Here is a 12142-nt window from a genome sequence, read left to right on the forward strand (position 1 = left end):
CCATGTTGTGTGCAGTCTATAAAAGTCGCAAAAAAGCCGAGACCTATCTCTTTATTGAAAGAAGAGAGGACTTTTCCCGTGTGCCAGAGGCACTGATGAGTACCTTCGGACGCCCCGAGCTGGTCTTGATGACCAAGCTGGACCCGGCCAAGCCCCTGGGTCTGGCTGATGTCGGCAAGGTGATGGCCGCGCTGACCAGCCAGGGGTTCTACCTGCAGGTGCCGCCGCCTCCCGAAAACCTGCTGGAGCAGCACAAGGCCAGCCTGAAAAAACCATCCTGAATATCCAGCCCTGTTGTGTGTTCTGCCCAGCGGGGCTAATTCTTTGTGACTCTGCATGACGCATTCCGGCCCCGGAGAGGTGGCCTGCGATAATCCCGTGACAGGATCTGGCCAAATTAAACCCTCCCTTTGGTAATATTCACTTTTCGTTGTTTAAATAGAAAGTCAATCTGCTCCCAACACCATATCCTCAACCTTTGCTGGCGCTCACAAAAATAGCGAGTGGCGCGTACTCATATCCGCCATTTCAACGGCTATTGGCTCATTCATCGATTATTTTCAGCCCCTTCTTTGGGCGCTTTTTTGGCCTCCACTGCTCGATGCGTTATCCATCAAATAGGGCGTAAAGAGGGCGGTGATAACTGTGCTAAAACCAGTTTGCGCGATGCGCTGTGGCCAAAATGATGAGCTAACCCCCTGTTTGTGTACTTGATTGTTTGCCCTGATCACGAAAGTGCCGCATAGGTGGCAATCAATGTGGCGGCGTGATAATCCGCAGGGTGAGCGGTAACCGCGTCTTGCCAAACAAGGGTATGACCAATGGTGAGGGGATTGAGTTGAGGGGCCATCTCGATATCGATTAGTTGTGAAATCGTGGCTGGTGGGGCAAGATATCGGGTAAAGGTTACTGGCAGGGTAGAACGTCGCTTCCAATCCATTGAGACGAGTCAATCAAGGCATTGGATGTAATTAAAGAGGTATGCAGACAAGACAATCCGCAATAAGATGGCGTAGCAGGGGTATATCAGCAACGCCCTACAGTGAAATGGTCGGTATGCCGGTATAAGTGCTTCATGTCATGCCTGTCGGGCAGAAAAAAGGCGGGATATCCCGCCTTTTGTTCAGATGAGGGTCGTCGATGCCGCTTATTCGCAGGCAACCTGCATCACCTTGATGGCCAGGCCACCGCGGGAGGTCTCACGGTACTTGGAGTCCATGTCCTTGCCGGTGATGTACATGGTCTCGATGACCTTGTCCAGGGAGACACGGGGCTTGGAGGTACGACGCAGGGCCATGCGGGAGGAGTTGACCGCCTTCATGGCGGCGATGGCGTTGCGCTCGATGCAGGGCACCTGTACCTGGCCGGCGACCGGATCGCAGGTCAGACCCAGGTTGTGCTCCATGCCGATCTCGGCCGCTTCACACACCTGCTCCGGGCTGCCGCCCATGAGTTCAGTCAGGCCGGCGGCGGCCATGGAGCAGGAGACACCCACCTCACCCTGGCAACCCACTTCGGCACCCGAGATGGAGGCGTTCATCTTGTAGAGCATGCCGACGGCGGCGGCGGCCAGGTAGAAGCGGGTGTATTCGTCGCGGCCGACCGGCTGGATGAACTTGTCGTAGTAGGCCAGCACGGCCGGGATGATGCCCGCGGCGCCGTTGGTCGGGGCGGTGACGACGCGGCCACCGGCGGCGTTCTCTTCACTCACCGCGAGAGCGAACATGTTGACCCAGTCAACGATGCTCATGGGGTCGTTGGAGAGATGCTCGTTGGTGGTCAGCTGACGGTAGAGGGGCGCGGCACGGCGCGGCACCCGCAGCGGGCCGGCCAGGACACCCTCGGTGCGGCAGCCGCGCTCTATCCCTTCACGCATGGTGGTCCAGATCTTGCCGAGCTTCTTGTAGATCTCTTCCGGGGTGTTGAAGCACTTCTCGTTCTCCAGCATCAGGGCGGAGATGGAGAGACCGGTCTGGCCGCAGTGGGCGAGCAGCTCGGCGGCGCTCTTGAAGGGGTAGTTGACGGTCATGTCGCCGCTGTCGGCCTTGCCGAAGCTCTCTTCATCGACGATGAAGCCACCGCCGATGGAGTAATAGGTCTTGCTGTAGATGGCCTCGTCTTCGATGAAGGCGGTCAGCTTCATGCCGTTCTCGTGCAGGGGCAGGGCCTCGTCATGGAACACCATGGCGCCTTTCGGGAAGCTGACGGTGTGGCAGTGCAGGCCTATGGGCAGACGACCGGTCTGCTCGACCCGGGAGATGAATTCAGGAATGCCGTCGATGTCGACATTTTCCGGCAGGTTGCCGGCCAGTCCCATGATGATGGCGGTGTCTGTGTGGTGGCCTTTGCCGGTCCAGGAGAGGGAGCCATAGACGTCAACCTGGATCCGGGTGATGTCACGGATCTTGCCGCTAGCACGCAGATCATCCACGAACTGTTTGGCAGCTTTCATCGGGCCTACAGTGTGGGAAGAGGAGGGGCCAACACCGATTTTGAAGATATCAAAAACGCTGATCATGTAACAATTACCTCAGGGTAGAAGGGGGCGCCATGCCCGCTCGCAGAAAGGGTGATCCATGGGACGGGTCTGTCGTCACAAAGGCCAGGGAACCAGATAACCGCAGTGTAACGGCTTCCTGCCTAAAAAAAGTTGAAATAGATCTATTTTTGTTGAATTCACGGCGCGAGTATAAAATTTATTTTGATGGTTATCCATTTTGTTAAGCGCAAGGCAAACGTTTTGCGAAAAAATACCCGGCCAGGCCGGGTATCTGAGGGTCATCTGAGGTCGTTTTTACCCAGGCTTAACATTCGGTGATGTTGACGGCGAGGCCGCCGCGGGCTGTCTCCTTGTACTTGGTCTTCATGTCGTTGCCGGTTTCCCACATGGTCCTGATCACCTTGTCCAGGGAGACCTTGTGCTCGCCTGTGCCACGCAGGGCCAGGCGGGCGGCATTGATCGCCTTGACCGCCCCCATGGCGTTGCGCTCTATGCAGGGCACCTGTACCAGGCCGCCGATGGGATCGCAGGTCAGCCCTAAGTTGTGCTCCATGCCGATCTCGGCGGCGTTCTCGACCACGGCCGGGCTGCCGCCCAGCAGCTCGGCCAGGGCGCCGGCGGCCATGGAGCAGGCGACCCCCACTTCTCCCTGACAGCCCACCTCGGCCCCCGACAGGGAGGCGTTCTTCTTATATAAGATGCCGATGGCGGCGGCGGTGAGGAAGTACTGCATCAGCAGCTCATCATCCACCTTGCGCACGAAGCGATCGTAATAGTGCAGCACGGCGGGGATGATGCCGGCGGCGCCGTTGGTGGGGGCTGTCACCACCCGGCCACCGGCGGCATTCTCCTCGTTGACGGCCAGGGCAAACAGATCCACCCACTCCATCACCATCAGGGGATCCTTGTTGAAGTTGGTCTCGCCGCAGAGCTGGCGATAGAGGGCAGGGGCGCGGCGCTTCACCTTGAGGCCGCCCGGCAGCACCCCTTCGCTCTTGCAGCCCCGCTCGACGCAGCCCTGCATCGCCTGCCAGATCTTGCGCAGCCCCGCTTTTATCTGCTCATCGCTGCGAAACACCCGTTCGTTGGCCAGAATGAGCCGGAGATGGAGAGGCCGCTCTCCTGACAGTGGGCCAGCAGTTGGGCGCCGCTGTCGAACGGGTAGGGGACGGGTGTTCGGCATCGACTTGGCGGCCTCTTCCTTGGCGGTGGCGAAGTGGCTCTCTTCAATGATGAAGCCGCCACCGATGGAGTAGTAGGTCTGGCTGAAGCGCAGGTTTTCATCGGCAAAGGCGCGCAGAGTCATGCCGTTGGTGTGGGCCGGCAGGGTCTTGCGGCGGTTGAAGATGATGGCACCGGTGCGGGGAAGTGGCTCGGCTGTTCGCCTGCCAGTAGCAGGCGCTGCTCTTTTCCACTCGAGCCAGAATGGCGGGAATGGCATCGATATCGACCGATTCGGGTTCAAAACCCGACAGCCCCAGAATGATCGCCTTGCCGGTACCGTGCCCTTTGCCGGTCTGGCCCAACGAGCCGTAACACTCCACTTCGACCGCGCAGTGTGTGGCAGATGGCCTTGCTGGCTTGAGCTGCTGGACGAAGGCATAAGAGGCGCGCATGGGACCGACGGTATGGGAAGAGGAGGGGCCAATCCGATGGAAAACAGGTCAAACACGCTGATCATGACATCACTCCGGTGATGGTTTATGTCTGTTTATTCTAGGATTTTTGCCGTGGATGGAAAGCGGGGATGTGCGGTGCTGTGACATGGGCACAGATAAAGGGTGGGGTGTTCATCGAGGTTGAAGGGGCTGAAGGGATGCCCCTTCAGGGGCAGGATCAGTCGAGAAATTCGCACAGATAGGCGGTGGGGGTTTTCACTTCCAGTTTGAAGGAGGAGTGGCCCGCCACCAGGAAGGATTCACCCTGGCTGTAGGTGTGCCACTCATCTTCATCAGCCAGCTGGATGGTGAGTGCGCCCTTGATCACTGTCATCCGCTCGGGGGCGGCGGTGTTGAACAGGTAGTCACCGGCGTTCATCACCCCGACGGTGGATTTCTCGCCTTTTTGTTCGAAACCGATGGATTTTACATTTCCGTCAAAATATTCGTTAACTTTCAGCATCTTTACATCCCTGTGTGTACGTTTGTGCAGCCAAAGCTAGCACAATCTTTTGCCAATTGTCATGGTGGGATAGGGGAAAAACACCGAGGCCTTTGAATCTTCAACTTTGTGCAAACTTATAATAGTTAAGGTTTCGATTTGCTGATTTAAAACAGCTATTAAATGTGAGATAACACGCGCCGCCAGGGGAATGGAGAGGATTATTCCCCTGTTTGGTTAATTGCACTGGGAAAGTGTGAATTTTGCTACATAAAGGAACATTTGTGTTAACAAAAGGACTCATTAAAACATCGGCTTCCAGGTTGTGGTCGCCATGGTACTGGGCGCAGTGGTCGGCGCGTTTATGGGTGAACAAGCCACTGTGTTTGCACCGCTCGGTACCCTGTTCATCCAGCTGATCAAGATGCTGGTGATCCCGCTGGTGGCGGTCGCCATCCTGTCCGGGGCCGCCAATCTGGGGGCCAGCCCGGCCGCGGGCAAGATAGCGGTGACCACGCTCGCCTTCTTCCTCGGTACCTCCGCGCTGGCCGTGTTGCTGGCACTGGTAATGGGGCAGATCTTCAAACCGGGTGTCGGGGTCGATTTCGGCTCCACCGCCGCCATGTTTGCCGGTGACTACGCCGACAAGGGCGCCCTGCCAGACGCCGTGGCCACCCTGCTTGGGATGATCCCGACCAATGTGTTCAGCGCCCTGAACGAGGCGAACATACTGCAGATCCTGGTGTTCTGCATGTTCCTCGGCATAGCACTGGCCAAGCAGCCCCGCGAGCGCGCCAAGCCGCTGGTGGATGGCCTCAACACCCTGGTGGACGCCTTCGTCTGGATGATCAACAAGGTGATGCTGATTGCCCCCATCGGGGTCTTCGGCCTGATGGCCGATGCCATCGGCACCTATGGCTTCGACGTGCTGACCCTGGTGCTCAAGCTGTTCGTGGTCTATGTCGCCGCCATCCTCATCTTCGGCTTCGTGGTCTACCCGATGCTGATCGCCTTCTTCTCCAACACGCCGGTGCGCAAGTACTTCTCGGCGATGAAGAAGCCGCAGATAGTGGCCTTCTCCACCGCCTCGTCCATGGCGACCCTGCCGGTCAACATGGAGACCTGCGAGCACGATCTGAAGGTGACCAACGCCACCGCCTCCTTCGTGCTGCCGCTGGGTGCCACCATCAACATGAGCGGCAACGCCATCTATTACGGTCTGGTGGCCATCTTCTTCGCCCAGGTCTACAACATCGATCTCAGCATGGGCGCCTGGGCGGCCATCATAGTCACCTCGACCCTGGGTGCCATCGGCCAGGCCGGCGTGCCGGGCCCGAGCTTCCTGGTGGTGGCCGTGCTGCTGGCGGCCGGCATCCCCATCGAGGGGCTGCCGCTGCTGTTCGCGCTGGATCGCCTGTTCGACATGATACGTACCGCCCTCAACATCACAGGTGATGCGGCTTGCGCCATCATAGTCGATCGCTACAGCCCGGATTACGATCCGAACCGCTGGAGCAAGGAAGCCTGAGACCTGGCTCACAGCCATGAATGACAAGAGGGAGGCGCAAGCCTCCCTCTTTCTATTTTCCTGGGGCCGCAATGGCTGCCCCTCCCTTGCCGACTCAGGGAGTCAGCTGGCCCAGCGCCTGCCGGCAGCGCTGCTCGGCGGCCTCCAGCTCCAGCAAGACCTCCAGCAAGACCATCTGGGAGCGGCTGCTCTTGTCCGCGTCATAGAGATCGAACAGTTCGCGGATGTCCGCGAGGCTGAAGCCCAGCCGTTTGCCACGCAGGGTCAGCTTGAGGCGCACCCTGTCCTGACGGCTGTAGATCCGGGTCTGCCCCTGGCGCGTCGGGTTCAGCAGTCCCTGATCCTCGTAGAAGCGGATACTGCGGGTGGTCACATCGAATTCACGGGCCAGCTCGCTGATGCTGAAGGTCCGGGCGTCATCCTTGGATTTGGTCATAGGGCTGTCTTGGCTGTCATCTGGTTGTCACTGCAGGGGCACCTTACCTAAACGTAAACGGCCCGCAACTCTTGTTCCGGGGAGGGCGGCGGCATATGTTATCCCAATGTAACAAGGAGAGTGCGATTGATGGATATAGTGATTGTGGCGGCCAAACGTACCCCCATGGGGGCCTTTCAAGGGGCCTTGAGCGCACTGAGTGCGCCCGAGCTTGGCGCTTGCGCCATCCGCGCCGCCCTGGCGGCAGCCGGGATAGACGCAACTCGGGTCGATGAGGTCTATCTGGGCAATGTGCTGAGCGCCGGGGTCGGGCAGGCACCGGCCCGTCAGGCGGCGCTCAAGGCCGGGCTGCCGGACAGCGTGCCCTGCACCACCATCAACAAGGTGTGCGGCTCCGGCATGAAGGCGGTGATGCTGGCGGCAGACGGGTTGCGGCTGGGGGAGGTGGATGTGGTGGTGGCGGGCGGCATGGAGAGCATGAGCCGGGCCCCCTATCTGCTGGACAAGGCGCGCAGCGGTTTTCGCATGGGCCATCAGAGCGTGCTGGATCACATGTTCCTCGACGGCTTGCAGGATGCCTACGAGGGACAGCTGATGGGCGTACATGCCCAGCGCAGCGCGGATCAGGCCGGGCTGACCCGCAGCGCCATGGATGAGTTTGCCTTGCGTCGTTGCAGCGGGCCCGGCGGCGCAGCAAGCGGGCTCTTTTGCATCCGAGCTGGCAAGTGTCTATCGCGGTGAGCGCTTGTTGCTGGCCGAAGATGAGCAGCCCGGCAAGGGCAGACCGGATAAAATACCGACCCTGAAGCCTGCGCCTTTGGCAAGGAAGGAACCATCACAGCTGCCAATTCAAGCTCCATCTCGGACGGTGCTGCGGCGCTGATATTGATGGATGGCGCCACGGCGCAAGCCTGGCAGGTACCAGTGCTGGCACGGATTGTCGGTTATCAGAGCCATGCTGCATTGCCCGCCGAGTTTACCTCTGCACCTATCGGCGCCATTTCACGCTTGCTGGCGCGTCTGGCATGGTCGGTGGAAGAGGTGGATCTGTTCGAGATCAACGAGGCCTTTGCCATGGTCACCATGCTGGCCATGAGCGGGTTGGCATCCCTCATCACAAGGTTAATGTGCATGGTGGGGCCTGTGCGCTGGGTCATCCGCTGGGGGCGAGCGGCGCGCGGATTCTGGTGACGCTGATCACTGCGCTGCGGCAACGGGGCTTGCGCCGGGGGGTGGCTACGCTCTGTATCGGTGGCGGTGAGGCGACCGCCATCGCGGTCGAAGTGAATGACGAAACGAATTAATTGGTGGCTTCCGTGCCAACAGTTGCTCCGTGACCCAGGTGGTTGCCGCCAGATAGAGGTGACTCACCTTGTCCTCATTTAGCCCTAACTGTGCTGTCTTGGCGGTGACCCGCGACCAGTTGGCGCTCTCGTAATCTTCACAAAATGCGAGATAAAAACCGAGGTTGCCTTTTCGTTTCAGCAATGCCAGCCGGATATCTTCGACTAAGGGGATAGTCCCCAGTAGCTTGTCCATCGGTTGTTCCATCAACACATCCAGCAGGGAGAAGAGCCCGGTGATGAAGGCTTGCTGCGCCTGCTGGGTGGGGGCATGGGTCTGTGCCAGCAGCTCGCAGAAGCGGGCCCGGATGAGGGACATCTGGTAGAGCTCGGCACTCTTGTCGTGACCGGCGCTGGTGGCGGCGATCAGGGCCACGAAACGCTTGAGCTGGGCGTGCCCCAGGGAGCTGGCGGCCTGGCGAAACGAGGCGATGGGCTGGGGAAAGCGCTTGAGGTGGTTGACGTAGCGCAGCAGCTTGAGGGAGAGGGAGAGATCCTGGTTGAGCAGCTGCTCTATCTTGTCCAGATCCGGCTCGGCCTGATTGACCACCTTGAGCAACTGCATCACCACCAGCTGGGTCGGGGGCATGGTGGTTTGCTGCACCATCTGGGGCCGGCTGAAGAAGAAGCCCTGGAACAACTCGACCCCGAGCCCCTTCATCCGTTCAAACTCGTCCTTGTCCTCCACCTTTTCGGCGAGGTAGGTGAGCGGCAGGTGGCTATGGGTCAGCATGAACGTCTCTATGCTGGCGAGCGGTGTGGCTCGCAGATCGAACTTGATGATGTGGATATAGGGCAGGAACCTGTCCCAGGCCGGGACCAGGGTGAAATCATCCAGCGCCAGCCGATAGCCCAGCCCGTGGAGCTGGATCACCTTGTCCAGCAGAGCATCGTCGGGCTCGGCATCTTCCAGTATCTCGATCACCACCTTGTCCTGGGGCAGGCACTCGGCCAGGCCGTCCAGCAGCAGGGAGTGAGGAAAGTTGATGAAACAGGGGTGGCCGCCAAGCAGCTGATCGATGTTCTGTTGCAGGAATTGCTCCGTCACCAGTCGCGAGGTGGCCAGCTGGGCGGAGATGGGGGGAAACACATTATCCAGGCTGTCGCGAAACAGCAGCTCATAGGCATGGGTCTTCAATTCCCGATCCAGGATGGGCTGCCTTGCTACATAGGAATACATGCATTTCTCCAGCATGGGTGAAGGCTTGATTCTATGGTGAAGCGGATCACTATGCCAGTGCCGACCGGGTCGAAAGGGTCAGCAACTGGCATAGTATTGCCAGGGGTGGCGGGATCAGAAGAGGTAGTTGAGCTGCAGGCCGGCCAGCCAGGCGTCCCCTTCCGAGGTGCCCTGGAAGGTGGAGGTGGTTTGCGCTATCCCGGGTCTGAGCTGCATGGTTTCGTTCACCTCGACCTTCTTGCCGTCGATCAGGGTCAGCCCCAGATCCAGCGACAGGTTGCGGTCTATCTGGTAACCCACACCGGCGCTGTACCATATCCGATCCGAATCCGGGATGGAGATGGTGCGGCGATCGGCGGGGACAGGGCTGCGATCATAGGCCAGGCCGGAGCGAAGCTGCCACTTCGGAGCCAGCTGATAGGTCAGGCCGAGGGCGTAGCGCCAGCTGTCTTCCCAGTGCTCGTCCTTGATGTGCATGGTGCCATGGTGATCGAGCTCGGATTCGAGCTGCACGAATTTGCTCCAGTTGGTCCAGTTGATGCTCGAATGCAGCGCCAGGGCCGGGGTCAGCTGATGGAACAGGGCCAAGTTCGGCGGTGGCGGGCAGTGGCAGCACCAGGGTGCCGGTATCTTTGAAGGTGCTGGCCCAGCATTACGGCCGACGGCATCCCCGGGAGAGAGTCAGGTTGACGTCATGGCGATAGGTGAGACCGATACGGGTCCGCTCGCTGGGGACAACTCCAGCACAGGTGCCGACATTCCAGCCCATGCCCAGCCATCCCCCTTGAGATGCTTGGCAATCTTGTTGGAGGGGAAGGTGCCGCCTACTTCCCCTTCGCCATGAATAAGGGAAAGACCCATGCCTGCCGACCAGAAGGGGGTGAACTGATAGGCCAGGGCCGTGCCGAGCTCGACCGTCTTGATATCGGAGACATTGCCAAAGTGGCCGGCGCTGTACCCTTTCCGGCATCTGGACGCCGAGACCGTAGTGGGAGGTCGCCGAGAGAGCCCAACTGAGCCGTTCATTCAGGGGGGATGAGATAGGCGTTGGGCACCCAGGCACCGTCCGCGATGTCGTTGGCGCTGGCATCGGCGGACGTTGCCTGGGTGGTGGGGTCACGAACTTATCGGGTACACCCCTTCGATATTGACGTCTGGGGGCTGGATATGAATGACGCCGCCGGAGAAGGCGGTCTGCTCGAAGCGGGTCATGGCGGCGGCGTTGCGGCCCGAGCACGCTGGCGTTGTCGGCAATGGCGGCCTCACCGGCAAAGGCGCGTCCCAGGCCTGTAGCGGACTGTTCAGCCAGCTGGAACCCGGCGGCATGGGTCTGACCCGGATCACCAGCAGGGCGATGGCGGACGGCTTGATGATGGGATGCATGGCAAAATCCTTGCTGTTACCCGAGGGTTCAATAGGTCATATGAATGGAGGCAGGATTTTATATGGTATGACCAGTAAGGCAACGGTAATGGCCAGTATCTGGATAAAACAAGATTAAATGCTGGGATGATGCACTCTAATAGTTTGATTAAAAAAGAAAAAGAAACACTGTGTGCTACATGTGTGCGCTGAAATCTTTTGCGGACAAAAAAAGAGCGCCTGCGGCGCTCTTTCCATTTATCAATAATCAGAATTTCATGTTGAACTGGGCAGAGGCCAGAAGGCGTTGCCGTGGGAGGTGCCCTTCCAACGAGCTATGGTAAACCTGGTCAGACCTTCGTTCACATCTACTTCTTTGCCGTCGAGATAAGCCATACCGAAGTCAACACTCATATCTGTGTTGATATGGTAGGTGGCGCCGGCGCTGTACCAGATTCGGTCAGAGTCAGGGATGCTCAGGCTACGGTATTCGGCTTCGATAGGGCTGTTGTCATAGGCAAAGCCCAGACGGGCTTCCCAGCAGGGTTGATATACCAGGTACCACCGAAGGGAATAGCGAGTCGAGTCTTTGAATTTCTCTGGTCTTTTTGCAGGCATACACCGGATTGGCAGGAGTTGCTGGTGGCCTTGAGCTCCTGGAAGGCGCTCCAGTCGGTCCAGTTGACGGAGTAGTGCACCGCGAACTGCTGGTTCAGACGGTGGTAACCGGCGAACTCGGCCTGGGCAGGCAGATCCAGCTTCAGGTTGCCATCGACGGTCTTGTAACCTGAGGTCAGCCCCTTGAAGTCGCCGTCAAAGCTCAGGTCTACCTGGGAGCGGTAGGTCAGGGCCAGGCGGTTGTTGTCGTTGATCTCGTACAGGGCGCCGACGTTCCAGCCAAAGCCCCAGGTGTCACCCTTGAGGTGAGCGATGGCGGTGTCGCTGTTGTGCGGCACGCCGGTTTTGGCGGTCAGGCCAGGTGCCAGGGCACCGGCATAGCGGTTCAGCTCGGCCTGGGCATAGACGGCATTGACACCGGCACCCACGCTGAAGTTGGAGTTGATGCGGTAGGCGATGTTGGGGTTGATGTTGAAGGTCAACAGCTCGGTATCACCGGCACCGGCACCGGCCGGGAAGGTCTTGGAGTACTCGGTAGCGAGGCCGTAGTTGGAGAAGAGGCCAATCCCCCAGGCCCACTGATCATTCAGGGGCTGGATGAAGTAGGTGGCCGGCACGAAGGCATCGGGGGCGATGTCGCTCTCGCTGGAAGAGGCCAGCTTGGCCGGACCGGCATAGATGTCACCCGCGACATCCACGTCGGGCTTGATATAGGTACCGGAAACAGACAGTGCCATCTTGTCGAAGGTGGTCATGGCGGCCGGGTTGCGGGACAGCACGGACGCGTTGTCGGCGATGGCGGCTTCACCGGCATAGGCGCGGCCCAGACCGGAGGCCGAGTGTTCGTTCAGCTGGAACGCGGCGGCGAAGGTCTGACCAGTGGCCAGCGCGATGGTGGCGGCAATCAGGCTCTTCTTGAAAATAGTTGTCGTCATGGTGTTCTCTCTTTGTAGGCAGATTTTTTTGCGATATCAGGGCTGCACGTCCGGTGCAAACCACGACAAAATCCGTTTTTATTTCAGCTTCTTCCCATTCAATTCTGGCGTGATTCTATGGATCTGGTAGGAGGTAAGAA

8 protein-coding genes and 3 pseudogenes are annotated in these 12142 nt (G+C 59.2%); 3 read left to right on the forward strand and 8 right to left on the reverse strand.

The window, feature by feature from the left end; translation table 11 throughout:
• The first annotated feature begins 2 nt into the window (after positions 1–2).
• Positions 3–281 carry a YcgL domain-containing protein gene (locus ACF2JD_RS09355; protein ID WP_440987264.1) on the forward strand — a complete coding sequence of 93 codons (279 nt, stop codon included), beginning with the start codon at positions 3–5 and terminating at the stop codon, positions 279–281.
• 866 nt (positions 282–1147) lie between these two features.
• Here the strand turns inward: ACF2JD_RS09355 and ACF2JD_RS09360 are convergent.
• The 3 genes from ACF2JD_RS09360 to ppnP form a co-directional block, all read right to left on the reverse strand.
• Positions 1148–2518, reverse strand: a complete 1371-nt coding sequence (locus ACF2JD_RS09360) for an L-serine ammonia-lyase (protein ID WP_025326890.1) — start codon at positions 2516–2518, stop codon at positions 1148–1150.
• Positions 2519–2804: 286 nt separating this feature from the next.
• Positions 2805–4181 (reverse strand): L-serine ammonia-lyase, encoded by a 1377-nt coding sequence (locus ACF2JD_RS09365; RefSeq protein ID WP_440987265.1) that lies wholly within the window; start codon positions 4179–4181, stop codon positions 2805–2807.
• A gap of 155 nt (positions 4182–4336) precedes the next feature.
• Positions 4337–4621 carry a pyrimidine/purine nucleoside phosphorylase gene (ppnP, locus tag ACF2JD_RS09370; protein ID WP_005336842.1) on the reverse strand — a complete coding sequence of 95 codons (285 nt, stop codon included), beginning with the start codon at positions 4619–4621 and terminating at the stop codon, positions 4337–4339.
• A gap of 263 nt (positions 4622–4884) precedes the next feature.
• Here ppnP and ACF2JD_RS09375 point away from each other — a divergent pair.
• A pseudogene (locus ACF2JD_RS09375) lies at positions 4885–6128 on the forward strand (dicarboxylate/amino acid:cation symporter).
• 94 nt (positions 6129–6222) lie between these two features.
• On the opposite strand, the gene ACF2JD_RS09380 reads toward ACF2JD_RS09375, so the two are convergent.
• Positions 6223–6564: a MerR family transcriptional regulator gene (locus ACF2JD_RS09380; RefSeq protein ID WP_440987266.1), complete on the reverse strand. Its 342-nt coding sequence runs from the start codon at positions 6562–6564 to the stop codon at positions 6223–6225.
• Positions 6565–6693: 129 nt separating this feature from the next.
• Between ACF2JD_RS09380 and ACF2JD_RS09385 the strand changes: the two are divergent.
• Positions 6694–7868, forward strand: a pseudogene (locus tag ACF2JD_RS09385) (thiolase family protein).
• Here ACF2JD_RS09385 and ACF2JD_RS09390 read toward each other — a convergent pair.
• The 4 genes and pseudogenes from ACF2JD_RS09390 to ACF2JD_RS09405 form a co-directional block, all read right to left on the reverse strand.
• Positions 7801–9087 (reverse strand): HDOD domain-containing protein, encoded by a 1287-nt coding sequence (locus ACF2JD_RS09390; protein ID WP_440987267.1) that lies wholly within the window; start codon positions 9085–9087, stop codon positions 7801–7803. The pseudogene ACF2JD_RS09385 and the gene ACF2JD_RS09390 sit on opposite strands and share 68 nt — an antisense overlap.
• Positions 9088–9201: 114 nt before the next feature.
• Positions 9202–9717 (reverse strand): outer membrane protein transport protein, encoded by a 516-nt coding sequence (locus ACF2JD_RS09395; protein WP_440987514.1) that lies wholly within the window; start codon positions 9715–9717, stop codon positions 9202–9204.
• A gap of 51 nt (positions 9718–9768) precedes the next feature.
• Complete coding sequence (locus ACF2JD_RS09400; RefSeq protein WP_440987268.1) at positions 9769–10113, reverse strand: outer membrane protein transport protein; 345 nt, start codon at positions 10111–10113, stop codon at positions 9769–9771.
• Positions 10114–10725: 612 nt separating this feature from the next.
• Positions 10726–12002 (reverse strand): annotated as a pseudogene (locus ACF2JD_RS09405) (outer membrane protein transport protein).
• Positions 12003–12142: the final 140 nt, after the last annotated feature.

The sequence above is a fragment of the Aeromonas ichthyocola genome, assembly GCF_046087985.1.
Taxonomy (GTDB): Bacteria; Pseudomonadota; Gammaproteobacteria; order Enterobacterales; family Aeromonadaceae; genus Aeromonas; species Aeromonas rivipollensis.